This is a genomic window from Burkholderia sp. AU15512 (assembly GCF_002223325.1).
GTDB lineage: Bacteria > Pseudomonadota > Gammaproteobacteria > Burkholderiales > Burkholderiaceae > Burkholderia.
The window spans coordinates 1,946,880-1,973,688 of sequence record NZ_NKEX01000006.1 but is presented as its reverse complement, the minus strand read 5'-3'; the positions used below and the strand labels follow the sequence as shown (position 1 = coordinate 1,973,688).

At 67.5% G+C, this 26,809-nt stretch carries 24 protein-coding genes; 18 read left to right on the top strand and 6 right to left on the bottom strand.

The window, feature by feature from the left end; translation table 11 throughout:
* Positions 1–18: 18 nt before the first annotated feature.
* From CFB43_RS28155 to CFB43_RS28140, 5 genes are all read right to left on the bottom strand, one after another.
* Positions 19–1,071 carry an AI-2E family transporter gene (locus CFB43_RS28155; protein ID WP_089428055.1) on the bottom strand — a complete coding sequence of 351 codons (1,053 nt, stop codon included), beginning with the start codon at positions 1,069–1,071 and terminating at the stop codon, positions 19–21.
* Positions 1,072–1,307: 236 nt separating this feature from the next.
* On the bottom strand, positions 1,308–1,892 hold the full coding sequence (locus CFB43_RS28150) for a BPSL1445 family SYLF domain-containing lipoprotein (protein WP_089497445.1): 585 nt from the start codon (positions 1,890–1,892) through the stop codon (positions 1,308–1,310).
* A 64-nt stretch (positions 1,893–1,956) separates the two neighbouring features.
* Entirely contained in the window at positions 1,957–2,343 is a 387-nt protein-coding gene (locus tag CFB43_RS28145; protein ID WP_089428053.1) for a DUF883 family protein, read from the bottom strand.
* Entirely contained in the window at positions 2,330–2,623 is a 294-nt protein-coding gene (locus tag CFB43_RS38040; protein WP_144023118.1) for a hypothetical protein, read from the bottom strand. Before CFB43_RS38040 ends, CFB43_RS28145 begins: the two co-directional genes overlap by 14 nt.
* Before the next feature lie 5 nt (positions 2,624–2,628).
* On the bottom strand, positions 2,629–4,485 hold the full coding sequence (locus CFB43_RS28140) for an ExeM/NucH family extracellular endonuclease (RefSeq protein ID WP_089497444.1): 1,857 nt from the start codon (positions 4,483–4,485) through the stop codon (positions 2,629–2,631).
* A 204-nt stretch (positions 4,486–4,689) separates the two neighbouring features.
* Here CFB43_RS28140 and CFB43_RS28135 point away from each other — a divergent pair, with 204 nt between their 5' ends.
* From CFB43_RS28135 to CFB43_RS28100, 8 genes are all read left to right on the top strand, one after another.
* Positions 4,690–5,043, top strand: a complete 354-nt coding sequence (locus CFB43_RS28135) for a YciI family protein (RefSeq protein WP_089497443.1) — start codon at positions 4,690–4,692, stop codon at positions 5,041–5,043.
* Between the two features lie 125 nt (positions 5,044–5,168).
* On the top strand, positions 5,169–5,588 hold the full coding sequence (locus tag CFB43_RS28130; RefSeq protein WP_089497442.1) for a YciI family protein: 420 nt from the start codon (positions 5,169–5,171) through the stop codon (positions 5,586–5,588).
* Positions 5,589–5,630: 42 nt separating this feature from the next.
* A complete protein-coding gene (locus tag CFB43_RS28125; RefSeq protein ID WP_089428049.1) occupies positions 5,631–6,047 on the top strand; it encodes a VOC family protein in 417 nt (138 codons plus the stop codon).
* Positions 6,044–7,312 (top strand): RNA polymerase sigma factor, encoded by a 1,269-nt coding sequence (locus tag CFB43_RS28120; protein WP_089497441.1) that lies wholly within the window; start codon positions 6,044–6,046, stop codon positions 7,310–7,312. The genes CFB43_RS28125 and CFB43_RS28120 overlap by 4 nt, the downstream gene beginning before the upstream one ends.
* 318 nt (positions 7,313–7,630) lie before the next feature.
* Positions 7,631–8,053 carry a rubrerythrin family protein gene (locus CFB43_RS28115; protein WP_089428047.1) on the top strand — a complete coding sequence of 141 codons (423 nt, stop codon included), beginning with the start codon at positions 7,631–7,633 and terminating at the stop codon, positions 8,051–8,053.
* Between the two features lie 123 nt (positions 8,054–8,176).
* Entirely contained in the window at positions 8,177–9,514 is a 1,338-nt protein-coding gene (locus CFB43_RS28110; RefSeq protein ID WP_089497440.1) for a heterodisulfide reductase-related iron-sulfur binding cluster, read from the top strand.
* 31 nt (positions 9,515–9,545) lie between these two features.
* Positions 9,546–10,127: a DUF3501 family protein gene (locus tag CFB43_RS28105; protein ID WP_089497439.1), complete on the top strand. Its 582-nt coding sequence runs from the start codon at positions 9,546–9,548 to the stop codon at positions 10,125–10,127.
* Between the two features lie 734 nt (positions 10,128–10,861).
* The gene (locus tag CFB43_RS28100; protein WP_089497438.1) at positions 10,862–11,803 is read left to right on the top strand and encodes a transposase; all 942 of its coding nucleotides are present in this window, start codon (positions 10,862–10,864) and stop codon (positions 11,801–11,803) included.
* 123 nt (positions 11,804–11,926) lie between these two features.
* Here CFB43_RS28100 and CFB43_RS28095 read toward each other — a convergent pair whose 3' ends face one another.
* A complete protein-coding gene (locus CFB43_RS28095; protein ID WP_089497437.1) occupies positions 11,927–13,453 on the bottom strand; it encodes a mannose-1-phosphate guanylyltransferase/mannose-6-phosphate isomerase in 1,527 nt (508 codons plus the stop codon).
* Between the two features lie 428 nt (positions 13,454–13,881).
* Between CFB43_RS28095 and CFB43_RS28090 the strand changes: the two genes are divergently transcribed.
* From CFB43_RS28090 to CFB43_RS28045, 10 genes are all read left to right on the top strand, one after another.
* Positions 13,882–15,255, top strand: coding sequence for an undecaprenyl-phosphate glucose phosphotransferase (locus tag CFB43_RS28090; protein WP_089498168.1), 1,374 nt, complete (start codon positions 13,882–13,884; stop codon positions 15,253–15,255).
* A 73-nt stretch (positions 15,256–15,328) separates the two neighbouring features.
* On the top strand, positions 15,329–16,741 hold the full coding sequence (locus tag CFB43_RS28085) for a UDP-glucose dehydrogenase family protein (protein WP_089497436.1): 1,413 nt from the start codon (positions 15,329–15,331) through the stop codon (positions 16,739–16,741).
* Positions 16,742–16,771: 30 nt separating this feature from the next.
* Positions 16,772–17,215 carry a low molecular weight protein-tyrosine-phosphatase gene (locus CFB43_RS28080; RefSeq protein WP_089428042.1) on the top strand — a complete coding sequence of 148 codons (444 nt, stop codon included), beginning with the start codon at positions 16,772–16,774 and terminating at the stop codon, positions 17,213–17,215.
* On the top strand, positions 17,209–18,387 hold the full coding sequence (locus CFB43_RS28075; protein WP_069251045.1) for a polysaccharide biosynthesis/export family protein: 1,179 nt from the start codon (positions 17,209–17,211) through the stop codon (positions 18,385–18,387). The genes CFB43_RS28080 and CFB43_RS28075 overlap by 7 nt, the downstream gene beginning before the upstream one ends.
* Before the next feature lie 50 nt (positions 18,388–18,437).
* Positions 18,438–20,663 (top strand): polysaccharide biosynthesis tyrosine autokinase, encoded by a 2,226-nt coding sequence (locus CFB43_RS28070; RefSeq protein WP_089497435.1) that lies wholly within the window; start codon positions 18,438–18,440, stop codon positions 20,661–20,663.
* A gap of 64 nt (positions 20,664–20,727) precedes the next feature.
* Positions 20,728–21,687 carry a glycosyltransferase family 2 protein gene (locus CFB43_RS28065; RefSeq protein WP_089497434.1) on the top strand — a complete coding sequence of 320 codons (960 nt, stop codon included), beginning with the start codon at positions 20,728–20,730 and terminating at the stop codon, positions 21,685–21,687.
* 43 nt (positions 21,688–21,730) lie between these two features.
* Positions 21,731–22,879 (top strand): glycosyltransferase family 4 protein, encoded by a 1,149-nt coding sequence (locus CFB43_RS28060; RefSeq protein ID WP_089497433.1) that lies wholly within the window; start codon positions 21,731–21,733, stop codon positions 22,877–22,879.
* A 10-nt stretch (positions 22,880–22,889) separates the two neighbouring features.
* Positions 22,890–24,356 carry a glucose-6-phosphate isomerase gene (locus CFB43_RS28055; protein ID WP_089486255.1) on the top strand — a complete coding sequence of 489 codons (1,467 nt, stop codon included), beginning with the start codon at positions 22,890–22,892 and terminating at the stop codon, positions 24,354–24,356.
* Positions 24,353–25,537 carry a glycosyltransferase family 4 protein gene (locus CFB43_RS28050; RefSeq protein WP_089457790.1) on the top strand — a complete coding sequence of 395 codons (1,185 nt, stop codon included), beginning with the start codon at positions 24,353–24,355 and terminating at the stop codon, positions 25,535–25,537. The genes CFB43_RS28055 and CFB43_RS28050 overlap by 4 nt, the downstream gene beginning before the upstream one ends.
* Complete coding sequence (locus CFB43_RS28045; protein ID WP_089497432.1) at positions 25,537–26,703, top strand: glycosyltransferase family 4 protein; 1,167 nt, start codon at positions 25,537–25,539, stop codon at positions 26,701–26,703. The genes CFB43_RS28050 and CFB43_RS28045 overlap by 1 nt, the downstream gene beginning before the upstream one ends.
* The last annotated feature ends 106 nt before the right edge of the window (positions 26,704–26,809 follow it).

Here is a 26,809-nt window from a genome sequence, read left to right as displayed (position 1 = left end):
ACGCGGCCACGCGATGCGTCATTCGCCCTGTTCGGATCGTGCGTAGATGTCCCAGCTCGCCATGAACAGCGCGGCGACGAGCGGCCCGATCACGAAGCCGTTGATGCCGAACAGCGCCATCCCGCCGAGCGTCGAGATCAGCACGACCCAGTCGGGCATCTTCGTGTCCTTGCCGACGAGGATCGGGCGCAGCAGGTTGTCGACGAGGCCGATCACGCCCACGCAGAATGCGACGAGGATCACGCACTTCCAGACCGCGCCGATCATCAGGAAGTAAAGCGCGGCCGGCACCCAGACGAGGCTCGCGCCGATCGCGGGCAGCAGCGACAGGAACGCCATCAGCGCGCCCCACAGCACCACGCCCTCGATCCCGAGGATCCAGAAGATCAGGCCGCCGAGCGCGCCCTGCACGAGCGCGACCGCGATGTTGCCCTTCACCGTTGCGCGCACGACGGTCGTGAACTTCGCGAGCAGCAGGTTCTTGTGCTCCTCGTCGAGCGGCAGCGCGCGGCGCACGCGGCGGCCGATCTCGCCGCCGTCGCGCAGCAGGAAGAACACCATGTACAGCATCACGCCGAAGCTCACGACGAACTGGAACGTGTTCTGGCCGATGCTGAGCGCCTGGGTGGCCGCGAACTGGCTGATTTGCGCGGCGCCGTCGGTCAGCTTCTTCTGGATGCCCGGGATGTTGGTCAGCCCGTATTTCTGCAGCAGGTTCTGGATCGACGTCGGCAGCGCGTGAATGATGTCGTGGAAATACTGCGAATAGTTCGGCTGGGCGTCCTTGAGCTCCTGGTACACGTACGCGATTTCCTGCACGAGCGTCGCGGCGACGAACACGAGCGGCAGGATCACGATCAGGACGATCAGCGACAGCGTCACGAGCGCGGCCAGGTTGCGCCGCTTGCCGAAGCGTGCGGCGAGCCAGCGCTGCACGGGCTGGAACAGGATCGCGAGAATGGTGCCCCAGAACACGGCTCCGGAAAACGGCGCGAGGATCCAGCAGAGCCCGACGGTGACCGCGGCCAGCAGGAAATAGAAGAATTTTTGGTGGTCGTGTCCGCTTTCCATGGATGACGTTCGCGCAGATTGATGCGTGGTTTGATTGAATCTCGTTGCCCCGCGCGCGATCGGTTCTCGATCGTCACGGGTTCGCGGCGAAATGCGACGCAGGGCGGCCCGATGCGGAGTATGCCCGCAAAGGCGCCGCCATCATAGCCGCTGCGCGCGGCCCATGCGAAAACGCCGCGGCCGGGGCCGCGGCGCTGCCGGGAAGCAAACGCGGCGCGATGCCGCGTGCCGCATCGTCAGATGTTGAGCTTCGTGACCTTGGTGCCGTTCACCGACAGGTCGCCCATCAGGCCCGCGTTGGTCAGGATCAGTACCTCGACCGGGGCGGTGGCGGTGTTGGAGTCGACCGCGCCGTTCGCGCCGACCTTCACGACCGCGACCGACGCGTCGGCGCCCGCGGCCCAGCCTTCGGACTTGCGGAACGAGTCGAGCGCATCCTGCGTCATGAACAAGAACACGATCGCCTTCGACTGCGCGCCGGCCTGCAGGCCGACCGACAGCGACGACGTGTTGTAGTAGCCGACCGTGCTGCCGCCGACGCGCAGCGCGCCGTTGCCCGACTGGCCGCCGACGATGAAGCCGGCCTGCAGCACGTTCGGGAACACGAGCACGCCGCGCGATTTCGCGACGAGTTCACGCGAACCCGGCACCGTCGAATAGAGGCGCGACAGCGTCGCGTTGACGCTGGCGTCGATCGACTGGCGCTTCGACGCGCTGGCCGCGGCGCCTTCCGGTTTGTCCGGGGTGGTCGTGCAACCGGCGAGCGCGAGGCTGCCGAGCAGGACGGCGGCGGCGGCTTTCATGGCAAAGGTCTTCTGCATGGCGTTTCTCCTTCGTTTGTCTGATTGAGGACGGACGGGGCGGGCGCGTGGCGGCCGGCTCCGCTCAACGGCGGGCAAGGAGCAGGCCCGCAACGAACGCGAGGCCGGCGACGACGCCGGCGGTTTGCCACGGGTTGTCTTGCACGACCTGCGACACGCGTTCGGCCGAATCGCGCAGCCGGGCGGCCGCGCTGCCCGACGCATGGTCGAGTGCGCCGCGCGCTTCATCCAGCTTGGATTGCACGCGCTTGCGCAGCGCGGCGATATCGCCGTCGCCGTCGTTTTTCAGCAGATCTTCCAGTTCGTCGACCAGCCCGCGCAGATCGTCGGTGACGTCGTCATGCAGGTCGCGGGCGGCCGAGCGCGTCGTGCGTCCCACGCGCCGGCCCGTGCGACGAATGTCGGACAGGCCGCGGTCCAGCTTGTGTTCGATCGAGTCAGTGAGCGCCATGGTGTTTATCCTCCTTCGATTCAAGGCAAATTTGAAGATAAGACGAATCCCAGCAACCTGTGTGATTCACTTGGCCCGATTTTGTTTCGAGACAAATTTTCAATTCGTCGGCAGGATTGCCGCGAAGCCCCGCCGCACGGGGCTGCGCGGCGATTGAAAAAAATTCGCATTCCGGGCGAAGCGGCGTATCGGGCTGCGGTACGCGGTGAAGGCCCGGTAAATATCGCGTCACCGGGGCCATCAGGTAAATAGTGCCGTTGCAGGCCTTGTGCTGATGCAAATGCACTAATCAACCGTTGGTCGAGAAGCATGGTTCGTGCCCGGGGTGGCTGACGTGCGGCCATCGCCAAGCGCGACGTCGATCACGACGGGATCGTGATCCGATGACCGGTACGCGTCGGGTGCGTAATAAATCGACCGTTGCGCGGCCGTTTTGTAATCAGGCAACGGTTGCAGGGCGACCGGCTCGTCGGCGTTGATGTGCCAGACGTGCACGGCCCTCACGCGCGCGGCGAGCGCCGGCGTGGCCAGCGCGTGGTCGAGGCTGCCCGCTTCGCCGCGAAATACGTAGCTGTACGCAGCATCGCCGACGAAGCGGGCCACCAGGTTCGCGTAGCCGCGCGACTCGAGCGCGCGCACCGGATCTTCCTTCGCGTAGCTGTTCAGGTCGCCGATCAGCAGGACGCCATCGGCCGTGGCACCGGTCGGCGACGCGGCGAGCCAGTCGGCGATGCGCGCGGCGGCCCGCGTGCGCGCCGCATTCCAGCAGCCCTGGCCGTCCGACTGGTCACGATCGGCGCCGGTCGCGTTCGGGCAGTTCTTCGATTTCAGGTGATTGACCGCGACCGTGAAGGCGCGCGTGCCGCCGGCGCGCCGGAATGTCTGCGCGAGCGGCGGGCGGTGCCGGCCGCCGAGTGAGACGGTCGCGGCGCGCCCGGCCGGCTCGACCGTGCGGCTGTCGTACAGCAGCGCGACTGCGATCGCATCGCGGCCGAGACGCGCGGTGCCGGGCTCGACCGCACGCCAGCCGTCGCCAAGTTGCGCGGCGAGACGGCGTACGGCGCTTGTTTCACCGTGGCCGTTGTTCGCGATTTCCATCAGCCCGATCACGTCGGCACGCAGCGCGCGCAACGCCGCGACGATCTTCGCCTCCTGTCGCGCGAACGCGGCAGGCGTTTTCGCACCGCGGTTGGCCGGGGCATCGAAACCGCCGCCACGCCCGTCGCCGTTGAAATAGTTGAATACGTTGAACGACACGATGCGCACGTCGGCATCGGGGTGCCGGGGCGGCGCCTCGGTGCGCGGGTTCGCGGCGGCATCGAACACCGGCGCCGCGCCGGCGACCGGTTGGAGCCGCCACGCGCCGTAGCGCAGTTCGAGCACGCCTTCGACGCCGCGTACCGTGTAGCCCGCGCGCAGCGTGTTCGCGGCGCTCAGCGCGGGCGGAGGATAGCGCACGGTCGCGGGATCGCGGCGGGTCGAGCCGTCGTCGAGCACGATGCGGTTGCGTGCGTTGGCGGTCGCGATCGCGGCGGCCTCGGCCGGCGGAGCGACGTGGGTCGGGATGCGCAGCCGGCCGTGGCTGAGGACGACGCTGCCGTAGCGGCCGAGTTCGCGGGTATCGCTGACCGTCAGCGTTTGCGGCAGGCGCACCCGCATGCCTTCAAGCGCGGCCAGCACCGCCGGGGTGGCGACGGGCAGCGTGAGCGTGGCAGGCGTGACCTGTTGCCCGCGGGCGCAGACGGTCACGCCGCCCGACAGCGTGAATTGCGTCCGACCGTAGCGCTCGTCGACGCGGCCCGTGAGATGCACGCGATCGCCGGCCTGCGCTCGCGCGCTCGGCGCGTACACGAACACGCCTTCGGGGACGCCCGGCCGGTGCCGTCGCTGCGCGTCGGCCTGCTGGACGAAGAAGCCGCCGAGGCCGTCGGCGCCGCCGAATGCCGCGGTGACGACCGCTTCGATCGAGGTCGTTTGCCCCGCCAGCGGCGACGGGCCGCTGGCGCCGCGAAGGTCGGCGATCGGCGTGGTTGCGCCGCCGCAGCCGGCGCTGACGGGCGGCGCGGCCGAGGCCGACCGGGCAGGGAGGGCGGCGAGCGTGATGAACGGTGCAACGGCAAGCGGCACAAGCAGGCGTGACATGGGGCGGTCCACAGGAAGAAAATCCGACGGTTCGGGAAGGCATCTTGACGGCAAAATGTCAGGAAGCGGCCGAAATGGCCGTCCGGCCAGTTGCCGATCGGCCGACGATGCAAGCCGCACGGCGGCTGCTACGCTTTTGCATCGGCCGGCGCATCCCGATCGCGCAGCGAACGCTGCCGCGCCCCGTTCCTACAGGAGTCATCCATGTCTTACATGCTGTTGATCGTCGAGCCGACCGAGCAGCGCGCCGAACGCACCCTCGACGAAGGTCAGGCGCTGTACGCGCGGATGGTCGATTTCGCCGAGACGCTGAAGGCGCGCGGCGTGCTGCGCGGCGTCGAGTCGCTGGAGCGCGCCGAGCGCGCGACGCGCGTGCAGGTGCGCGACGGCGAGACGCGCCTGCTCGACGGCCCGTTCGCGGAGGCGAAGGAGATGGTCGGCGGCTTTTTCCTCGTCGACGTCGCCACGCGCGAGGAAGCGATCGAGATCGCGCGCCAGTGCCCGGCCGCGCAATGGTGCACGGTCGAGGTTCGGGCGGTCGGTCCGTGCTTCCTGTGAAGGTCGCGACTCGGTGTTTACCCTGGCATGTCGCGGAATATGTCGATCCGGCCGTCTTCCGGCCGTCGTCCGGATAAGGCGCCGATGAACGGGCGCTGCCTTCCACCGACGACAAGGAGTGAACGATGCGATTCATGATCATGATCCGGGCGAACGCCGTCAGCGAATCCGACGCGTTGCCGGACAACCGGCTGGTCGAGGCCATGACCGTCTATCACGAGGAACTGGCCAGGGCCGGCGTGCTGCTCGACGCGAACGGGCTGCGGCCGAGCGCGCGTGGCTGGCGCGTGCGCTACACGGGCGGCAAGGGCACCGTGGTCGACGGCCCGTTCGCCGAAACGAAGGAACTGATTGCCGGCTATACGCTGATCCAGGTGCGTTCGCGCGATGAAGCGCTCGAATGGACGCGCCGGTTCCCCGCGCCGTTCGGCGCCGAGATGGATTGCGAGATCGAGGTGCGGCCGCTGTTCGAGCTCGACGACCTCACGCCGAGCGATGCGGTCGAGCGGTTCCGCGAACTCCACGTCGGCCGCACCGTCGCCTGATTGATTGCCCACCTGAATCCACCCTCACCGGGAGTACCCGACATGCACAAGATGGTCTTCATCAACCTGCCGGTGGCCGACCTGCCGCGCTCGAAGGCGTTCTACCAGGCGCTCGGCTACGAGGTCGTACCGGCCTATACCAACGACCAGGCCGCCTGCATCAAGATCAGCGACACGATCTTCGCGATGCTGCTTGTGCGGCCGTTCTTCCAGACGTTCACCGGCAAAACCATCATCGATCCGGCGACGCAGGTGCAGGTCCTGTCGTGCCTGTCGTGCGACAGCCGCGCCGAGGTCGACGCGATCGTCGCGAAGGCGCTGGCGGCGGGCGGGTCCGCGCCTCAGGCACCGCGCGAGTACCCGAACATGTATGGCCACGGGTTCGACGATCCGGACGGCCATGCATGGGAGCTGATGGCCATGCCGCTGGACGCGTCCGCCGAGGGGCAGGCGTCGTGACGCGTGAGGCGACTCACCGTGCGATCGAAGCGGTCTGGCGGATCGAGGCGCCCAAGATCATCGCGCGCGCGGCGCGCGTGGTGCGCGACGTCGGCGTGGCCGAGGAGCTGGCGCAGGACACGCTCGTCGCGGCGCTCGAGCACTGGCCCGTCGACGGCGTGCCCGACAATCCGGCCGCATGGCTGATGACGGCCGTGAAGCGTCGCGCGCTCGATCGGGTCCGGCAGGAGTCGCTCCACGCGGCGAAGCGCGACCAGCTCGGCCACGAGATGGACGCGCTCGAAACGCATGTCGTCCCCGACATCGCGGAGGCGCTTGCCGACGCGAGCGGCGACGACATCGGCGACGACCTCCTGCGGCTGATCTTCACGTCGTGCCATCCGGTGCTGTCGACCGATGCGCGCGTGGCACTCACGCTGCGGCTGCTCGGCGGGCTGACGACGGGCGAGATCGCGCGCGCGTTCCTGACGCCCGAGCCGACGATCGCGCAGCGGATCGTGCGCGCCAAGCGCACGCTCGCGGCGGCGCACGTGCCGTTCGAGGTGCCGGCGGCCGACGCGCGGCCCGCGCGGCTCGCGTCGGTGCTCGAAGTGATCTATCTCGTGTTCAACGAAGGCCATGCGGCGACCTCGGGCGACGACTGGACGCGCCCGGCGCTGTGCGACGAGGCGTTGCGGCTCGGCCGCGTGCTGGCCGGGCTGGCGCCGGACGAGAGCGAGGTGCTCGGGCTCGTCGCGTTGATGGAGCTGCAGGCGTCGCGCATGCATGCGCGTACCGATGCGCAGGGTCGGCCCGTGCTGTTGCTCGACCAGGATCGCAGCCGCTGGGATCCGCTGTTGATCCGGCGCGGCCTCGCGGCGCTCGAACGCGCGACGAAGCTCGGCGGCGTACGCGGGCCGTATGCGCTGCAGGCCGCGCTGGCAGCCTGCCATGCGCGTGCGCGGCACGCGTCGGATACGGACTGGGCGCAGATCGTCGCGCTGTATGACGCGCTCGCCGAAGTCGCGCCGTCGCCCGTCGTCGAGCTGAATCGTGCGGTGGCCGTCGGGATGGCGTTCGGGCCTGCCGCGGCGCTCGAACTCGTCGACGCGCTGCGCGACGATCCCGCGCTCGCGCGCTATCACTGGCTGCCGAGCGTGCGCGGCGACCTGCTGGCGAAGCTGGGCCGCGCCGACGAGGCGAAGGCCGAATTCCGCCGCGCGGCGGAACTGACGCGCAACGAGCGCGAACGCGAATTACTGCTCAGGCGCGCAACGGACGCGTGACGCACGCGGCACGCGTGAATGCCGGGCACCGAGCCCCCGAGTACCCGAGTACCGAGCCCTCGAGCCCTCGAGCCCCCGAGCCCCCGAGCCCCCGAGCCCCCGAGCCCCCGAGTACCGAGCCCCCGAGTACCGAGCGCGCCCGCCGGCGCGCCGCCCCCCAAGCACTATCGCCCGGATTGAAAAAGCCTATTGGGGGATGTGAACGCGAGCGCCTAGATTGAAGAGCACGACGCGCGCGCCCCGGCAAGCGCATCGTTCCCCACATACCTGATCGGCCCGGCGTCGCACGCGGCCGCGCCGACTCGAACGGAGGCGCAAATGGCTCAACTCAAGGGCAGCAAAACCGAAGAGAACCTGAAAGCCGCATTCGCGGGCGAATCGCAGGCGAACCGGCGTTATCTGTATTTCGCTTCGAAGGCTGACGTCGAAGGCCAGAACGACGTCGCCGCGCTGTTCCGCTCGACCGCCGAAGGCGAAACCGGCCATGCGCACGGCCATCTCGAATACCTGGAGGCCGTCGGCGATCCGGCAACGGGTTTGCCGTTCGGTTCGTCGCGGCAGAATCTCGAATCGGCGATCGCCGGCGAAACGCACGAATACACCGACATGTATCCGGGCATGGCGAAGGCGGCGCGCGAGGAAGGCTTCGACGAAATCGCGAACTGGTTCGAGACGCTCGCGAAGGCTGAACGCAGCCACGCGAACCGCTATACGAAGGCGCTGGACAGTCTCGTCGACTGACGGGCCGCCGCGGGCCGCACGGCAGCCCGTGCGACCGGCAAGCGGCCGGCTGTTCGTTCATCGCTGCCCGCATCGCGCGGGCGGCGCGGGCGCGCATGCGCGCCACGCTGGATGGAGCGCTCCATGCCCCACAAGGAAGGCAGTCTCGAAGCCCCGACCCGGCATCCGCTCGACTGGCAGTCCGATGCGTTCTACGACCAGGCCGCGATCGATGCGGAAATGACGCGCGTGTTCGACATCTGCGCCGGATGCCGGCGCTGCGTGTCGTTGTGCGGCGCGTTTCCGACGCTGTTCGATCTGGTCGACGACACGCCGATGGGCGATCTCGAGGAAGTGCCGAAGGCCGCGTTCGGCAAGGTCGTCGACCAGTGCTACCTGTGCGACCTCTGCTACATGACGAAATGCCCGTACGTGCCGCCGCATGCATGGAACGTCGACTTTCCGCACCTGATGCTGCGCGGCAAGGCCGCGCGCTACAAGCGCGGCGAAGCGACGCTGCGCGACAAGGTGCTGTCGAACACCGACGCGCTGGGCCACTTCGCCGGCATTCCGATCGTCACGCAGGCGGTGAACGCGGTGAACCGCACGCCGCCCGCGCGCCATGCACTCGAGGCGACGCTCGGCGTCGATCGCCACGCGTGGCTGCCGGAATTCGCGCCGCGCAAGTTCCGGCGCACGGCGAGGCCGTCGGACGGCTTGCCCGTGCGCGACGGCGAACGCACGCCCGGCAAGGTCGCGATCTATGCAACCTGCTACGTGAATTTCAACGAGCCCGGCATCGGCCACGACCTGCTCGCGATCCTCGCGCACAACGACATCCCGTACGAACTCGTCACGCGCGAAGCCTGCTGCGGGATGCCGCTGCTCGAGCAGGGCAATCTCGCCGGCGTGGCCGCGAAGAAGGACGTGAACCTGCCCGTGCTCGAACGCTACGCGCGCGAAGGCTATGCGCTGATCGGTGCGATCCCGAGCTGCGTGCTGATGTACAAGAGCGAGCTGCCGCTGATGTTCCCCGGCGACGAAGCGGTGCGCGCGGTGGCCGACGCATTCTGGGATCCGTTCGAATACGTGATCGCGCGGCATCGCGACGGACTGCTGAAGACCGATTTCAAGACCGGCCTCGGCACCGTGTCGTATCACGTGCCGTGCCATGCGCGCGTGCAGAACATCGGCCGCAAGACGGCCGACGCGCTGTCGCTCGTGCCCGATACGCGGGTGAACGTCGTCGAACGCTGCTCGGGCCATGCGGGCACGTTCGGCGTGAAGAAGGCATTTCACGCGGACGCGATGCGGATCGGCGGGCCCGTGTTCAAGGCGATGGCCGAGCCGCGGCCGGATGTCGTGTCGTCGGACTGCGCGCTGGCCGGCCATCACATCGTGCAGGGGATCGACGAGAAGGGGCTGCCGTCCGCGCCGCTCGCGCATCCGCTTACGCTGCTGCGCCGCGCGTACGGCATCTGAGCCGCCGCCGGCCGACTCACGAGGACCTCCCATGACGTTGACCCGCGACTCCCTGCTGACGCTCGAAGCGTACGCGAAGATCCGCAAGGCCGAACACGCGCGGCTGGTCGCATACAAGCGCCGCCGCGCGGTGGCGCTCGGCAACCACCTGCGCTTCCTGTTCGAGGACGAGACGACGATCCGCTACCAGATCCAGGAGATGCTGCACATCGAGAAGATCTTCGACCAGGCCGGCATCGAAGGGGAGCTGGACGCGTATCTGCCGCTCGTGCCCGACGGCACGAACCTGAAGGCGACGATGCAGATCGAGTACGAGCACGAGATCGAACGGCGCGCGGCGCTCGCGCGGCTGATCGGGGTCGAGGATCGCGTGTACCTGCAGGTCGACGGGCACGCGCGCGTCTACGCGATCGCCGACGAGGATCTCGACCGCGATACCGCCGAGAAGACGTCGGCCGTGCACTTCGTGCGCTTCGAGCTCGACGCGCCGATGCGCGCGGCGCTCAAGGGCGGGGCGGCGCTGTCGATCGGTTGCGATCACCCGGCGTACACGATGCCGCCGCAGCGCGTGGACGCGGACGTGACCGCGTCGCTGGCTGCTGATCTGCGCTGACGCGTCCGCTGCAACGTCCGGCACTCCCAGTCACCGGTTTTCCTTTTTCCGTTCCGACCCGAAACACAATTCCCGCCCCCGATGCGGCGCGATCGCCCGCGCGTCGCCCCCGAAGATGTAACAGACGTCACGAGTTTGCGCGTGGCGAAAAATGTGCATCGCACGTCACCGTGCTTTCATCACTCGCAGAGAAACAATAAAAAGATTGTGCATGGAGATAATTTAAATCGGCCGAATTTGAATGATTTACCGATTCGTGAATATCTTGTTACGCTTTTTTCCCTGATTTACCGATATCGGGAAGCAATGCGCGGGATTGTTGCCGGCCGGGGTCGGGGCAGCCCGAAAATGCCCATCAAAAGGCATTCTTCATACGCTGCAGAGCCCCGCCAGACGGGCCTTTGCAGCGACGGGCATAAAGATCCCGCAAAAAAATTCAAGCGTAAATACATTACGCACCCATGGCAGGTTGTTTCAGTGCGTAACATTAAGTCATTGTCATATTGAGATAAACCCTAGGGATGGTATGCTTCGTGCACAAAAATTCCCACATTGGAGTGAGACCGTGATTTGTGCGTCATTGCCGGGAATCTCGGCACCGTGAAAGTGCGGTGCCGCACCGGCATGCACAACAGCGGATAACCATAATGTGCAACCTGGCCGCCCCGCGACGCGATGTGTCGCGACGGCGCCGCCAATCGCAGCCCCGGCCTGGCTGCGTGGAGAGATCTACTATGTTCTTCGATGAGCTTACCGATGAAGAGTGGTTTCGTCTTTCAACGCTGATCGCCGATGAACCCATCCGGCTGAACCGCCGTGGGCGTCCACGAGCCGAACCGCGCGTCGTTGCCAACGCGGTGCTCTGGATCCTGACGACCGGTGAAGCCTGGTCGAAGCTGCCCGGTCGTTATCCGTCCGGGCCGACGTGCCGTCGCCGCTACGAGGAGTGGCTTGCGTCCGGCACGCTGCTGCAGATGATCGACGTGCTGACCCAGTTCAGCGGGCGCACGTTCGCGTATATCCCGCCGCCGCCGGTGCCGGTCGTGCCCGCGCGCCGTGCCGAGCCCGTGCCCGACAACGATCGCTTGCGCGGCGTGTTCTGGCAGAACCCCGAGTCGTGGCAATTGCCGGTCGCTCAGGCAAACGTTTGGGAGGGCGAGGGCGCGTCGATGAGCGCGCGGCCGGTCGACGAAGTGGTCGATCCGTCGGCCGTGTCGTTCGCGGTGCCCGGTGCGTCGTCGACGACGCTGCGCCATGCGCATGCGTCGTCGGCGAGCTTCGCCGCGGCCGAACCGCAAGTCGACCGATATCGCGGCTATACGATCTGCGGCATTGCGCAGCCGGTGCAGAACCTGATGTATCGCGCGTGGGCCGAGATTATGCAGGACGACCGGCGCGTCGAACGCTCGGGCCTGATCGGCCCGCGCTTCACCGATGCCGAGGAAGCCGAGCAGTTCGCGCTCGACTGGGCACGCCAGTGGATCGATCGCCATGGCGCGAGCGACGAACCGGCGCGCGAGCCGCAAGGCGAGGTGCTGGCCGGCTTGTCCGCGCTCGCGCGTGCCGAGTCGGACATCCAGCGCTTCATCGCCGAGCGCCATGCGGGCGCGCTGTCCGAAAGCCGCAACGATCCGGTGCAGCCGGAGCGCCGCGAGTACGTGTACCGCGTCGGCTGATCGCCGACCTGGTGAAACGCGCGGGCCGTCGTGTGCCACGACGCCCGCGCGGAAGTCCCGTCGTTCCATGCCTGTCTTGCCCGAGGCGCCGCTGTCGAAGCGGCGCCTCGCTATGCACGTGCGTTACTGCCGGCCGTAGGTATCGTCGAAGCGGACGATGTCGTCCTCGCCGAGATACGCGCCCGACTGCACTTCGATCAACTCGAGCGGCATCTTGCCCGGGTTCTCCAGGCGGTGAGACACGCCGAGCGGGATGTACGTCGATTCGTTTTCGGACAGCAGGAACGTTTCATCGCCGCGCGTGATGCGCGCAGTGCCGCAGACGACGATCCAGTGTTCGGCGCGATGGTGGTGCATCTGCAGCGACAGTTGCGCGCCCGGCTTCACGACGATGCGTTTCACCTGGAAGCGCTCGCCCATGTCGACCGAGTCGTAGTGGCCCCACGGGCGATGCACCTTGCGGTGATCGGTCGCTTCCGCGCCGCGTTGCGCCTTGATGCGCCCGACGATTTTCTTCACGTCCTGCACGCGCGACTTGTCCGCGACGAGCACGGCGTCCGGCGTTTCGACGACGACGAGGTTCTGCGTGCCGACGCAGGCGACGAGCCGGCTTTCCGAATGTGCGAACGTCGACTCCGCGCCTTCGAACAGCACGTGACCCCGGCCGACGTTCTCGGCCTCATCCTTCGGCGAGATCTGCCAGATCGCGTCCCACGAGCCGACGTCCGACCAGCCCGCGTCGAGCGGCACGACGACGCTTTCGCACAGTTGCGGCAGGCTCGCGAGCGGCTCCATCACCGCGTAGTCGATCGAGTTCGACGGCGACGCGGCGAACGCTTCGCGATCGATGCGGAAGAAATCGCCATCGGCCTTGCCCTGGGCGACGGCCTGTTCGCAGGCCGCGTAGATCGCCGGTTCGAGCTGGCGGATCGCTTTCAGCCAGACCGACGCGCGAACGATGAAGATGCCGCTGTTCCACCAGTATTCGCCCGATGCGACGTACTGCTGAGCGAGTTCGAGATGCGGTTTCTCGACGAAGCGGTCGAGGCGGCGCACGTCGAGTGAGCCCGTGGCGGCGTCGCCGAGCGCCGCGCCGACACGGATGTAGCCGTAGCCGGTTTCCGCGTGCTGCGGCACGATGCCCATCGTCGCGATCTTGCCTTGCATCGCGCAGTGCACGCCGGCCGCGACGGCCGCATGGAAGCGCGGCAGGTCGGCGACCGCATGGTCGGCCGGCATCACGGTCATCACCGCATCGTTGCCGCCGGCGACCAGCCGAAACGCGGCGAGCGTCAGCGCGGGCGCGGTGTCGCGGCCGATCGGCTCGAGCATGATCGACGCGGATTTGCCGGTCAGGCGCAGCTGTTCGGCGGTGGTGAAGCGGTGATCCTCGCCGCATACGATCAGCACGTCGTCGTTCAGCGGATGGTCGGCCGCCAGGCCGTCGAGGCGCAGCGCGGTCGACTGCAGCAGCGAATGTTCGCCGAGCAGGCCGATCAGCTGTTTCGGAAAACGTTCGCGCGACATCGGCCACAGGCGCGTGCCGGACCCACCGGCGAGAATCACCGGCTGCACGGCGACGCGCGTGCCGGCGGCGGGCGCGGTGGAAGAAGAATGGCGCGTTTCGGCAGCCACGGCCGGAGCATTCATGAGGACACTCTCCACGGTTGAAGTCAATGCCTGTCGTTGTAGCATGAAGTAAATCGACAATAAAACCGGATCCATTGCCGGATATTTGCCACGCATTCATCGGGAAGAATTTTCCGCGCCGGCATCCGATGCAAATAAAAAAATAAGAAATAAATCGGTGAATCGGCTGGTCTTGACCGCCCGCAAAGGGTGAGCGGAAATCGTAAAGCTTCTGAAAAATTCCCGATTCCCGGGTATTTCGGGAAAACGTGCCGAATTAATTCAAAAACATCTCGGCAAGAATTTCCGATTATTTTTCGAAATACTTGTACGCTTGAGGCGACAATTTCTTACCGCTTCAATAGCGTCATGCAACGTTTGAATCGAATGTGCGGCACGGGTCGCACAAGGAGCTGTTCGGCAAACGCCTGTTCAAAGAGGAAGCAGACATGTTGAGCGTGCTGGCGAGAGTCATCGATATCGCGATGGTCGTGACGGGGGCGCTGATCGCCGCCGCGCTGCACGGTGGCGGCATCTGGCTCAACGACCTGCAGCGCACGATGATGCTGTTCGATTGCCTGCTCGTCGTCGTGTGCTTTCCCGCGTTCGGCATCTACCAGTCGTGGCGCGGCAAGCGTCTCGTCGGGCTGGTGGGGCGGGTCGCGTTCGCATGGCTGGTGGTCGAGCTCGCGGGCATCCTGTTGAGCTTCAGCTTTCACCAGTCGGGCGACCTGTCGCGGCTGTGGTTAGGGTACTGGGCGCTCGTGACGATGGCGCTGCTCGCCGGCTCGAAGGCCTGCGTGCACGTCGTGCTGCGGCAACTGCGCCGCGGCGGCTACAACCTGAAGGCGGTCGCGATCGTCGGCGGGACGCCGGCGGCGCGGCGGCTGATCGCCCAGATGCGGGCGCGGCCGGAAGCCGGTTTCAACCCGGTGTGCGTGTACGACGAAAACGAAGCGCCGGGCGAAGTCGCGCTCGACGACGTGCGCATCGAGCGGCAGTTCGAATCGCTGGTGTGGCTGGTGCGCAGCCGCGCGATCAGCGAGCTGTGGCTCACGCTGCCGATCACGGAGGAGCGCCGGATTCACCAGATCGTGACGGTGTTCCGCCACGACTTCGTGAATATCCGCTTCATCCCGGACGTGCGCACGCTGTCGTTCTTCAACCAGGAAGTGGTCGAGGTGCTCGGCGTGCCGGCGATCAACCTCGCGGCGTCGCCGATCACCGACGTGCGGATCCTGCCGAAGTTCGTGTTCGACCGGGCGTTCGCGCTGGTGGCGCTCACGGGCCTCGCGCCGGTGATGCTGCTGATCGCGTGCCTGATCAAGCTGACGTCGCGCGGGCCGGTGTTCTTTCGCCAGAAGCGCAAGGGCATCGACGGGCACGAGTTCGAGATCTACAAGTTCCGCTCGATGAAGGTGCACCAGGAAGTGGCGGGGCAGGTCACGCAGGCGAAGAAGAACGATTCGCGCGTGACGCCGGTCGGCCGGTTCCTGCGCCGCACGAGCCTCGACGAGCTGCCGCAGTTCATCAACGTGCTGAAGGGCGAGATGTCGGTCGTCGGCCCGCGCCCGCATGCGCTCGCGCACGACGACATCTACAAGGATCTGGTCAAGGGTTACATGTTCCGCTACCGGATCAAGCCGGGCATCACCGGGTGGGCGCAGATCAACGGCTTTCGCGGCGAGACCGACCAGATCGAGAAGATGATGGGACGCGTGAAGCTCGATCTGTACTACATGCAGAACTGGTCGTTCTGGCTCGACATCAAGATCGTCGTGCTGACGCTCTGGAAAGGCTTCACCGGCAGCAACGCGTACTGAGCACCGAGATCGCGCGGCGCAGGCATTCCGGTTTTACGAATTTCGAATCATTGGTCAAGAGGTCCGACACATCATGAATCTGACTATCATCGGCAGCGGTTACGTAGGGCTGGTCACCGGCGCATGTCTGGCCGACATCGGGCACGACGTGTTCTGTCTCGACGTCGACCAGGCAAAGATCGACATCCTGAACAACGGCGGCGTGCCGATCCACGAGCCGGGCCTCAAGGAAGTGATCGCGCGCAACCGCTCGGCCGGCCGCCTGCGCTTCTCGACCGATATCGAGGCCGCGGTCGCGCACGGCGACGTGCAGTTCATCGCGGTCGGCACGCCGCCCGACGAAGACGGGTCGGCCGACCTGCAATACGTGCTCGCGGCCGCACGCAACATCGGCCGCTACATGACCGGCTTCAAGGTGATCGTCGACAAGTCGACGGTGCCGGTCGGCACGGCCGAGCGCGTGCGCGCGGCGGTGGCGGAAGAACTCGCGAAGCGCGGCGGCGACCAGATGTTCTCGGTCGTGTCGAACCCGGAGTTCCTGAAGGAAGGCGCGGCGGTGGACGATTTCACGCGGCCTGACCGCATCGTGATCGGCTGCGACGACGACGTGCCGGGCGAGCGCGCCCGCGAGCTGATGAAGAAGCTCTACGCGCCGTTCAACCGCAACCACGAGCGCACGCTGTACATGGACGTGCGCTCGGCCGAGTTCACGAAATACGCGGCGAACGCGATGCTCGCGACCCGCATTTCGTTCATGAACGAGCTGGCGAACCTTGCCGACCGCTTCGGCGCGGACATCGAGGCTGTGCGCCGCGGGATCGGCTCCGATCCGCGCATCGGCTATCACTTCCTGTACGCCGGCTGCGGCTACGGCGGCTCGTGCTTCCCGAAGGACGTCGAGGCGCTGATCCGCACCGCCGACGAGCACGGGCAGGCACTGCAGATCCTGAAGGCGGTGTCGTCGGTCAACGCCACGCAAAAGCGCGTGCTCGCCGAGAAGATCGTCGCGCGCTTCGGCGAGGACCTGAGCGGCCGCACGTTCGCCCTCTGGGGCCTCGCGTTCAAGCCGAACACCGACGACATGCGCGAAGCGCCGAGCCGTGAGCTGATCGCCGAGCTGCTGTCGCGCGGGGCGCGCATCGCCGCGTACGACCCGGTCGCGCAGGAGGAAGCGCGCCGCGTGATCGCGCTCGATCTCGCCGATCACCCGAGCTGGCTCGAGCGCCTGAGCTTCGTCGACGACGAGGCGCAGGCCGCGCGCGATGCCGACGCGCTCGTGATCGTCACCGAATGGAAGATCTTCAAGAGCCCCGACTTCGTCGCGCTCGGCCGCTTGTGGAAGACGCCCGTGATCTTCGACGGCCGCAACCTGTACGAGCCGGAGACGATGAGCGAGCAGGGCATCGAATACCACCCGATCGGCCGGCCGGGCTCGCGCCAGGCCGTCGCCGCCCGTGTGCCGGGCACCGCGCCCGCGAGCGCGTAACCCGTTTCCCGTCACTCGTTACGAGACGCCATGTTCCGGAACATCCTGATCGTCTGCCACGCGAACGTCTGCCGCAGCCCGGCAGCGGAACTGCTGTTCAAGTCGCACGCCGCGTCGCGCGGCGGCCCGCGCCCGACGTTTCACTCGGCGGGCGTGCATGCGAACGACGGCGACGGCATCGATCCGGTGATGCGTCAGCTGCTCGCCGAGCGGGGCGTCGATGCGACGACCCACCGCTCGCGGCGGCTGTCGCGCCGGATCGTGCGCGACGCCGACCTGATTCTCGTCAGCGAGCGCGGACAGATCAAGGCCGTCGAATCGGTCGATCCGTTCGCGCGCGGCAAGGTCCACCTGCTCGGCAAGTGGGAAGGGGCCGAGATTGCCGACCCGCACGGCGGCCCCGAGGCCGATTACCGCGAGAGCTACTCACTGATCGAACGTCTGGTTCAAGGATGGCTACAGAAACTATGCTGAAACGCCCGATGCGCCCGGTGGCGCTTGCCGTCGCGCTGACGACTTTCCTGTCAGCCTGTGCAACCGCGCCCGGCAACTACCTCGACTCGTCGAACCTGAAGGACGAAGGCCGGCAGCAAGCGGCCGAAACCTATCCGGTTCATTACATCGACGCCAAAGTGGTGATGGACCAGCTGCAGAAAGCGCAGGTGGACCATCCGCTGCCGCCCGGACGTTATACCGATCCGTCGGAGTACGTGTACCGCGTCGGCCCGCAGGACATCCTCGGCGTCACCGTGTGGGACCACCCCGAGCTGACGACGCCGCAGGGCCAGTCGTTCTCGAGCGGCGGCAACACGACGCAGTCGGTCGCGGGTGCATTGCAGCAGCCGTATACGACCGCGCTGCCGGGCCAGGCCGATCCGTACGGCCAGACGGTGGCCTCGGACGGCACGATCTTCTTCCCGTTCGTCGGCCGTATCAAGGTGGCCGGCAAGACGGTCGCGCAGATCCGCGAGCAGATGGCCACCACGCTGTCGCGCTACGTGAAGAATCCGCAGCTCGACGTGCGCGTGCTGTCGTTCCGCAGCCAGAAGGTGCAGGTGACGGGCGAGGTGAAGCAGCCGGGCCCGCTCGCGGTGAGCGACGTGCCGCTGACGCTCGTCGACGCGATCTCGCGCTCGGGCGGCTCGACCAACGAGGCCGACCTGCAGCGCGTGCGCCTGACGCGCGACGGCAAGCTCTACACGCTCGACGCGAACGGCGTGCTCGATCGCGGCGAGGTGAAGCAGAACGTGATGCTGCAGCCGGGCGACATCGTCAACGTGCCGGACCGCAGCGACAGCCGCGTGTTCATCATGGGCGAGGTCAAGACGCCGGTCACGGTGCCGATGCTCAAGGGCAAGTTGACCATCGCCGACGCGCTGACCGCGGGCGGCGGCATCCTCGACACCGACGCGAACCCGCGCAAGATCTACGTGATGCGCGGGATGCGCGACAACCCGACGAAGCCTGAAGTGTTCCGCCTCGACATGACGCAGCCGGATGCGCTGATGCTGTCGAGCCGCTTCCCGCTTCAACCGCTCGACGTCGTCTACGTCAGCACGGCCAGCTCGGTGCAGTTCAACCGTGTGCTGCAGCAGGTGCTGCCGACGATCCAGACGATCTTCTACATGCGGCAAATCACGCGCTGATAGCCCGCCGGGGCGGCGCCTGCCCCCCGGCACCACTCAAGCGGGAACGAATGGTGAACACGCAAGCGAAACACTCCTACGCGGATCTGTCCGCGAAAACCGAGGAAGAGGACGTCGTCCTCGGCCAGTTGCTCCAGGTGATCATGGACGACATCTGGCTGCTGCTCGGCATCGCGGTCACGGTCGTCGCGCTCGCCGGCCTCTACTGCTACATCGCGAAGCCGGTCTACCAGGCCGACGTGCACGTGCGGGTCGAGGGCAACGACAACACGTCGCAGGCGCTCACGCAGACGCAGACGGGCGCGATGATCAACAGCGGCCCGCAGCAGGCGCCGACCGACGCGGAAATCGAGATCATCAAGAGCCGCGGCGTGGTCGCGCCGGTGGTCGAGCAGTTCAAGCTGAACTTCTCGATCGTGCCGAAGACGCTGCCGGTGATCGGCAGCCTCGCCGCGCGCATCGCGACGCCGGGCGAGCCGGCGAAGCCGTGGCTCGGCCTGAAGTCGTACGCATGGGGCGGTGAAGTGGCCGACGTCGATTCGATCAACGTCGTGCCCGCGCTCGAAGGCAAGAAGCTGACGCTGACGGCCGGCCCGAACGGCACCTATTCGATCGTCGACCCGAACGGCATGCGGCTGCTGTCGGGCCATGTCGGCGAATCGGCGCAGGGCGGCGGCGTGACGCTGCTCGTGTCGAAGCTCGTCGCGCGCCCCGGCACGCAGTTCACGGTGGTCCGCTACAACGATCTCGACGCGATCAGCGGCTTCCAGACCGGCATCCAGGTGACCGAGCAGGGCAAGCAGACGGGCGTCGTGCAGATCTCGCTCGAAGGCAAGGACCCGGACCAGACCGCCGCGATCGCGAACGCGCTCGCGCAGTCGTACCTGAACCAGCACGTGGTCGCGAAGCAGGCCGAAGCGACCAAGATGCTCGACTTCCTGAAGGGCGAGGAGCCGCGCCTGAAGGCCGACCTCGAACGCGCGGAAGCCGCGCTGACGCAATACCAGCGCACGTCGGGCTCGATCAACGCGAGCGACGAGGCGAAGGTCTACCTCGAGGGCAGCGTGCAGTACGAGCAGCAGATCGCCGCGCAGCGCCTGCAGCTCGCGTCGCTCGCGCAGCGCTTCACCGATTCGCACCCGATGGTGATCGCCGCGAAGCAGCAGCTCGCGGAGCTGCAGGGCGAGAAGGACAAGTTCAGCAACCGCTTCCGCAGCCTGCCGGCCACCGAAGTGAAGGCCGTCCAGCTGCAGCGCGACGCGAAGGTGGCCGAGGACATCTACGTGCTGCTGCTGAACCGCGTGCAGGAGCTGTCGGTGCAGAAGGCCGGCACGGGCGGCAACATCCACCTCGTCGATTCGGCGCTGCGTCCGGGCGATCCGGTCAAGCCGAAGAAGGTGCTGATCCTGTCGGCTGCCGTGTTCCTCGGGCTGATCCTCGGCACGGGCGTCGTGTTCCTGCGCCGCAACATGTTCCAGGGTATCGAGGATCCCGACCGCATCGAGCGCGCGTTCAACCTGCCGCTGTACGGGCTGGTGCCGCAAAGCGCCGAGCAGGTGAAGCTCGACGCGCAGGCCGAGAAGAGCGGCAGCCGTACCCGGCCGATCCTCGCGAGCCTGCGTCCGAAGGATCTCAGCGTCGAGAGCCTGCGCAGCCTGCGCACCGCGATGCAGTTCGCGATGATGGATGCGAAGAACCGCGTGATCGTGCTGACGGGCCCGACGCCGGGCATCGGCAAGAGCTTCCTGACGGTCAACCTCGCGGTGCTCCTCGCCCATTCGGGCAAGCGCGTGCTGCTGATCGACGCCGACATGCGTCGCGGCCTGCTCGACCGCTACTTCGGCCTCACGTCGCAGCCGGGCCTGTCCGAGCTGCTGAGCGACCAGTCGGCGCTCGAGGACGCCGTGCGCGAGACGCCGGTGCAGGGCCTGTCGTTCATCTCGGCCGGCACGCGCCCGCCGAACCCGTCGGAGCTGCTGATGTCGACGCGCCTGCCGCAATACCTCGAAGGGCTCGGCAAGCGCTACGACGTCGTGCTGATCGACTCGCCGCCGGTGCTGGCGGTGACCGACGCGACCATCATCGGCCGCATGGCCGGCTCGACGTTCCTCGTGCTGCGCTCGGGCATGCATACCGAAGGCGAGATCGCCGACGCGATCAAGCGCCTGCGCACCGCGGGCGTCGACCTGGAAGGCGGGATCTTCAACGGCGTGCCGCCGAAGGCGCGCGGCTACGGCCGCGGCTATGCGGCCGTGCATGAATACCTGAGCGCCTGATCCGCATCGCACGTAACCGGGCGGGCAGCGCGTGTTGCCTGCCCGGCCGACAGGAGAATCAACGATGAAAATTTCCGTGCTCGTTCCGACCTATCGGCGGCCCGCCGACCTCGCGCGCTGCCTGCTGGCGCTGCAGCGGCAGCATCGGCTGCCCGACGAGGTGATCGTCGTCGCGCGCCCGGAGGATGACGCCACGCACGAACGGCTCGCCGATCCGGCGGTCGGCGGCACGCTGCCGCTGCGCATCGTGCCGGTCGAGGTGCCGGGCCAGGTCGCCGCGCTGAACAAGGGGCTCGACTCGGCGAACGGCGACATCGTCGCGATCACCGACGACGACGCGGCGCCGCACCCCGACTGGCTCGCGCGCGTCGAGTCGGTGTTCGAGGCCGATCCGCGCGTGGGCGCGGTTGGCGGGCGCGACTGGGTGCACGAGAAGGGCCGCGTGCTCGACGAATCGCGCGAACGCGTCGGCCAGCTCACGCTGTCCGGCAAGATCGTCGGCAACCATCATCTCGGCGTCGGCGGCCTGCGCGAAGTCGACATGCTGAAAGGCGCGAACATGAGCTACCGCCGCGCGGCGATCGAGCGGCTGCGCTTCGACACGCGGCTGCGCGGCGCCGGCGCGCAGATGCACAACGACATGGGTTTCAGCATGCACGTGCAGCGCGACGGCTGGAAGCTCGTCTACGACCCGGCGATCGCGGTCGATCATTTCCCGGCCGAGCGCTTCGACGACGACCGGCGCGATGCCGCGTCGCTGAATGCGATCAGCAACGGCGCGTACAACATGCACCTGATCCTGCGCGAGCATCTGCCGCCGGTCCGGCGCGAGATCGCGTGGTGGTGGTGGACGCTCGTCGGCACGCGCGTCTACCCGGGCCTCGCGCACGTGCTGCTGTCGCTGCATACGGCGCAGCGCGAGCGGATCCGCGAGCACTGGCGCGCGGTGCGCCGCGGCGCGCGCGATGCCCGCCGCGCGAACCTTGCCCCCCATCGTGCGGCGATGCCGCCGGTGACGTCTTGAACGGTCTGCGCGCCTCGCGCGCGACCCCCCACGGAGGGCTCGCATGACTGCAACGAAAGCTGCGACGAACGTCCACGTTCACCTGTTTTATGGCGCCGATCCGCGTACCTACCGGAAAGGCGAGAACATCGGCTGCCTGTACGGCTATCACCATGCAGAATCCGACGAATTCCGGCTGACCTATTCGCAGGACGGCGGCGAGAACCGCGTCGCCAGCCTAGCGCGCCGCGCGCTGAAGGCGGCGCTCGGCTTCGACGTCGTGCATGCGTGGCGCAACCGCGCCGCGCTGCTGAACACCGACGTGATCTGGACGCACACGGAACAGGAGCATCTGGCCGCTGCGCTGATCCTGAAGCTGGCCGGCGCGCAGGGCAAGCGCCCGCTGCTGCTCGCGCAGAGCGTATGGCTGTTCGACAAGTGGAACAGCTTCGGCGGCCCGCGCCGCTGGCTGTACCGCAAGCTGATCTCGCGCGCCGACGCGCTGACCACGCTGGCCCGCGCCAACGCCGACCTGTGCCGCCGCTATCTCGGCCGCGACGCCGAGTTCGTCTACTACGGGCTGAACACGCAGGATTTCCCGATCGCCGAGCCGCGGCAATGGCAACCGAACCGGCCGCTGCGGATCGCGGCGATCGGCAACGATCGCGACCGTGACTGGCGCACGTTCCTCGCCGCGTTCGGCGGCGACGAGCGCTACGACGTGCGGCTCGCGACGCGCCGCCGCGTGCCGCGCGAGTGGCATGCGCCGAACGTGAAGATCGGCTCGGCATCGGGGCTCGCGAAGCAGCACGAGCTGTACGCGTGGGCCGACGTGATCGTCGTGCCGCTGCGGCCGAACTTCCATGCGTCGGGCATCACGGTGATGCTCGAGGCCGCCGCCGTCGGCAAGCCGATGATCGTGTCGGATGTCGGCGGGCTCAGCGACTACTTTCCGCACGATACGGCCGCCTATGTGCCGGCGTTCGACGCGCAGGCGATGCGCCAGGCCGCCGATCGCTTCGTGGCCGACCCGGTCGCGGCGCTCGCCTGCGCGCAGGCCGCCGCCGCGTGCCTGCGCGACCGCGACCTGACCACGCAGGCGTTCGCCGAGCAGCACGTGCGGATCACGCGCGACATGCTGCGCCGGCGCCGCACGCCGTCCGCCGCGGGCCTCGCGATGCCGCTCGCGGATTCGCGCCCGTCGTCGCGGTGAGAGCGGATCGATGAGTACGATTGCCGCCGAACGCGCACCGTCGCGCAAACGCAACTGGCTTCCCGAGCCGAAGCACTGGGTCGGGCAGGCCGGGCTGTGGACGTTCACGGCCGCGCTGATCGCCATTCACCAGGGCAAGGTGCTGACGCTCGCGTTCCCGGTGCTGGCCATCGCGGTCGGCCTCTGGCTGTATTTCAAGAGTCCGGCGCGCTACGTCGGCTTCATGTGGTGGGTGTGGTTCCTGAGCCCGGAAGTGCGGCGTCTCGCCGACTGGTCGAAGGGTGCGTTCACGCCGACGAGCCTGATCCAGGTCGCGCCGCTCGCGGTGACGATGATCGCCGGCCTCGGGCTGATCCGGCATTACCGCGTGCTCGCGCAGCGACGCGGGATTCCGATCCTGCTGATGCTGTTCGGGCTCGCGTACGCATACCTCGTCGGGATCGTGTCGAGCGGCGTGATGGCCGCGACCTACGACCTCGCGAACTGGGTGTACCCGGTGCTGATCGGCTTTCACATCATGGTCAACGCGCGCGATTACCCCGAGTACCGCGACGTGCTGCTGTCCACGTTCATGTGGGGCATGCTCGTGATGGGCCTGTACGGCGTCGTCCAGTATTTCGTGATGCCGCAGTGGGACGTGCTGTGGATGATCGGCTCCGACATGGGCTCGCAGGGCGAGCCGGTGCCGTACGGCGTGCGCGTGTTCAGCACGATGAACTCGTCGGGGCCGTTCGCGTTCGCGATCATGGGCGCGCTGGTGTTCGTGTTCGCCGCGCCGCAGAAGATCCGCTGGTTCGCGGGGGCGGCCGGCTTCGTGTCGTTCGCCCTGTGTCTCGTGCGCTCGACGTGGGGCGGCTGGGTGATCGCGCTCGCGATCCAGCTCGCGCAGTCGAACAACCGCGTGCGGATGCGGATCCTGATCAGCGGCGTCGTGCTGGTCGGCCTGTGCGTGCCGCTGCTGACCGTCGGGCCGGTGGCCGACCGTCTCGGCGCGCGCCTGCAGTCGATCACGAACCTGAAGGACGACCGCAGCTACGACGACCGCAACAAGTTCTACGCCACCTTCGCGCAGACGGCGTTCACCGACGTCGCCGGCGAAGGGATGGGCGCGACGGGTGCATCCACGAAGCTGTCGAGCGACAGCGGCGAGCTCGGCAAGTACGGCAGCTTCGACAGCGGCGTGATGAACGTGCCGTTCGTGCTCGGCTGGCCCGGCACGCTGCTGTACCTCTCGGGCGTCGTGATGCTGTTCGGCCGCACGCTGCGCGCGGCGTTCAAGTTGCGCAAGGACAAGTTCGTCGGCGCGTGCCTGAGCTTGTGCCTGTCGACCTTCGCGATGCTCGTGTTCACGAACTCGCTGATCGGCACGGGCGGCCTGCTGATGTTCACAGCCATTTTTTCGATTCTTTCCGCGGCGCACTGGCAAAAGGCGCAACGCCTGCTGGCCGCCGCGCGTTTACGGGGAGGCGACCATTGAGAATCGCGATCGTCACGCACGTCGTGCGACATAACGACGGGCAGGGCCGCGTCAATTACGAAATCGCGCGCGCGGCGCTGGCCGAGAACTACGAGGTCACGCTGGTCGCGTCGCATGTCGCGCCCGAGCTGCTGGCCGACCCGCGCGTGCGCTGGGTGCCCGTGAAGGTCGGCGGCTTCTGGCCGTCGAATCTCGTCAAGCAGCAGGTGTTCGCGCTGAAGAGCGCGGCCTGGCTGCGATCGCACCGCAGCGAGTACGACGTGTTGCACGTGAACGGCTTCATTTCGTGGATCAAGGCCGACGTGAATACCGCGCACTTCGTGCACGGCGGCTGGTTCAAGAGTCCGTACTATCCGTTCGGGCCGACGAAGGGGCTGTGGTCGGCCTACCAGTACGTCTATACGCGCGTGAACACCACGCTCGAGCGCTGGGCGTACCGGCGTTCGCGCGCGATCACGGCCGTGTCGCAGAAGGTGGCCGACGAGATCGCCGGGCTCGGCATCGACAGCCGCAAGATCAGCGTGATCTACAACGGTGTCGACGCCAGCGCGTTCGCGGGGGCGCAGGCCGACCGCGCGGCATTCAAGCTGCCGGACGATGCGTTCCTGCTGCTGTTCGTCGGCGACCTGCGCACGCCGCGCAAGAACCTCGGCACCGTGCTGAAGGCGCTGACGAAGCTGCCGGCGAACGTGCACCTGGCGGTGGCAGGCTACCTGCCCGGCAGCCCGTATCCGGAGGAGGCGCGCGCGCTCGGCATCGATTCGCGCGTGCATTTCCTCGGCCTCGTTAAAAACATGCCGACGCTGATGCGCTCGGTCGACGCGTACGTGTTCCCGTCGCGCTACGAAGCGATGAGCCTGTCGCTGCTCGAGGCGATGGCGGCCGGGCTGCCGGTCGTCACCGCGCGCACGGCGGGCGGCGCGGAAATCATCACGCGCGAATGCGGGATCGTGCTGGAGGACCCGGACGATCCGGCGGCGCTCGCGCAGGCGATCGGCTCGCTCGCGGCATCGCGCGACACCTGTCGCACGATGGGCGAAGCCGCCCGCGAACTGATGACCCGTTTTGGCTGGGCGCACATGGGCGCCCAGTATGTCGCGCTTTACCGGCGCATCGGCCAACCCACGCAGCCGTCCGCATTCGAGCGGGCCGAGCATGCAGTCACGCAGGAGCAAACGTGATGTCCCACTCTTCCCGGCCGATCAAATCGTTGCAGATCGGCATGCACTGGTTCCCCGAACGCGCGGGCGGCCTCGACCGGATGTACTACTCGCTCGTCGGCGCGCTGCCGGGCGCGGGCGTCGAGGTGCGCGGGCTCGTTGCCGGCTCGCCGAAGGTCGCCGACGACACGGACGGCGCGATCCAGGGCTTCGGCCCCGCATCGGAGTCGCTTGCACGCCGGATGCTCGCCGCGCGGCGCGCGTTGCGCGAGGAGATCCGCAGCGAGCGGCCGGACGTGATCTCGTCGCACTTCGCGCTGTACACGTTCCCGGGCCTCGACGTCACGCGCGGGATTCCGCAGGTGTCGCATTTCCAGGGGCCGTGGGCCGACGAAAGCCAGGTCGAGGGTGCCGCGTCGCTGGGCCAGCGCGCGAAGCGCTATCTCGAACAGGCCGTCTATACGCGTTCGTCGCGGCTGATCGTGCTGTCGCAGGCGTTCGGTCAGATCCTGACGAACCGCTACGGGATCGATCCGTCGCGCGTGCGCGTGATTCCCGGCTGCGTCGATACCGCGCAGTTCGATACGCCGCTCACGCCGGCCGAGGCGCGGCACAAGCTGCAGCTGCCGCAGGACCGGCCGATCGTGCTGGCCGTGCGCCGGCTCGTGCGGCGCATGGGGCTGGAGGACCTGATCGACGCGATCGGCCTCCTCAAGCACCGCCACCCGGACGTGCTGCTGCTGATCGCCGGCAAGGGCAAGATCGGCGAGGAACTGCAGCAGCGCATCGATGCCGCCGGGCTGCAGGACAACGTGAAGCTGCTCGGCTTCGTGCCCGACAACCATCTCGCGGCGCTGTACCGCGCGGCGACGGTCAGCGTCGTGCCGACGGTCGCGCTCGAAGGCTTCGGGCTGATCACCGTCGAATCGCTCGCCTCCGGCACGCCCGTGCTGGTCACGCCGGTGGGCGGGCTGCCGGAGGCGGTGGCCGGGCTGTCCGACGATCTCGTGCTGCCGTCCACGGGCGCGGACGCGATCGCGGAAGGGCTCGGTGCCGCGTTGTCGGGTGCGATCACGCTGCCCGACGAAGCCGCGTGCAAGCGTTATGCACGTGACCATTTCGACAACGCGGTGATCGCGCGGCGCGTGGCCGGCGTGTACGAAGAGGCGATCCAGGCGGCAGGTTGAGTGTGCCGCGGCGCGCGACCTGCGCGCCGAACCGAAAGCCGAACCGAAAGCCGAACCGAAAGCCGAACCGAAAGCCGAACCGGCGGCGCGTTCGCGGCCGGTTCGC

Excerpts from the sequence above, each read along its gene's own strand:
- CFB43_RS28125 (WP_089428049.1), top strand. The coding sequence starts at position 5,631 with ATGCACAAGATGGTCTTCATCAACCTGCCGGTGGCCGACCTGCCGCGC.
- CFB43_RS28155 (WP_089428055.1), bottom strand. The coding sequence starts at position 1,071 with ATGGAAAGCGGACACGACCACCAAAAATTCTTCTATTTCCTGCTGGCC.
- CFB43_RS28110 (WP_089497440.1), top strand. The coding sequence starts at position 8,177 with ATGCCCCACAAGGAAGGCAGTCTCGAAGCCCCGACCCGGCATCCGCTC.
- CFB43_RS28075 (WP_069251045.1), top strand. The coding sequence starts at position 17,209 with ATGCTGAAACGCCCGATGCGCCCGGTGGCGCTTGCCGTCGCGCTGACG.
- CFB43_RS28140 (WP_089497444.1), bottom strand. The coding sequence starts at position 4,485 with ATGTCACGCCTGCTTGTGCCGCTTGCCGTTGCACCGTTCATCACGCTC.
- CFB43_RS28070 (WP_089497435.1), top strand. The coding sequence starts at position 18,438 with ATGGTGAACACGCAAGCGAAACACTCCTACGCGGATCTGTCCGCGAAA.
- CFB43_RS28150 (WP_089497445.1), bottom strand. The coding sequence starts at position 1,892 with ATGCAGAAGACCTTTGCCATGAAAGCCGCCGCCGCCGTCCTGCTCGGC.
- CFB43_RS28135 (WP_089497443.1), top strand. The coding sequence starts at position 4,690 with ATGTCTTACATGCTGTTGATCGTCGAGCCGACCGAGCAGCGCGCCGAA.
- CFB43_RS28105 (WP_089497439.1), top strand. The coding sequence starts at position 9,546 with ATGACGTTGACCCGCGACTCCCTGCTGACGCTCGAAGCGTACGCGAAG.
- CFB43_RS28045 (WP_089497432.1), top strand. The coding sequence starts at position 25,537 with ATGTCCCACTCTTCCCGGCCGATCAAATCGTTGCAGATCGGCATGCAC.
- CFB43_RS28080 (WP_089428042.1), top strand. The coding sequence starts at position 16,772 with ATGTTCCGGAACATCCTGATCGTCTGCCACGCGAACGTCTGCCGCAGC.
- CFB43_RS28085 (WP_089497436.1), top strand. The coding sequence starts at position 15,329 with ATGAATCTGACTATCATCGGCAGCGGTTACGTAGGGCTGGTCACCGGC.
- CFB43_RS28065 (WP_089497434.1), top strand. The coding sequence starts at position 20,728 with ATGAAAATTTCCGTGCTCGTTCCGACCTATCGGCGGCCCGCCGACCTC.
- CFB43_RS28145 (WP_089428053.1), bottom strand. The coding sequence starts at position 2,343 with ATGGCGCTCACTGACTCGATCGAACACAAGCTGGACCGCGGCCTGTCC.
- CFB43_RS28115 (WP_089428047.1), top strand. The coding sequence starts at position 7,631 with ATGGCTCAACTCAAGGGCAGCAAAACCGAAGAGAACCTGAAAGCCGCA.
- CFB43_RS28090 (WP_089498168.1), top strand. The coding sequence starts at position 13,882 with ATGTTGAGCGTGCTGGCGAGAGTCATCGATATCGCGATGGTCGTGACG.
- CFB43_RS28100 (WP_089497438.1), top strand. The coding sequence starts at position 10,862 with ATGTTCTTCGATGAGCTTACCGATGAAGAGTGGTTTCGTCTTTCAACG.
- CFB43_RS28055 (WP_089486255.1), top strand. The coding sequence starts at position 22,890 with ATGAGTACGATTGCCGCCGAACGCGCACCGTCGCGCAAACGCAACTGG.
- CFB43_RS28060 (WP_089497433.1), top strand. The coding sequence starts at position 21,731 with ATGACTGCAACGAAAGCTGCGACGAACGTCCACGTTCACCTGTTTTAT.
- CFB43_RS28095 (WP_089497437.1), bottom strand. The coding sequence starts at position 13,453 with ATGAATGCTCCGGCCGTGGCTGCCGAAACGCGCCATTCTTCTTCCACC.
- CFB43_RS28130 (WP_089497442.1), top strand. The coding sequence starts at position 5,169 with ATGCGATTCATGATCATGATCCGGGCGAACGCCGTCAGCGAATCCGAC.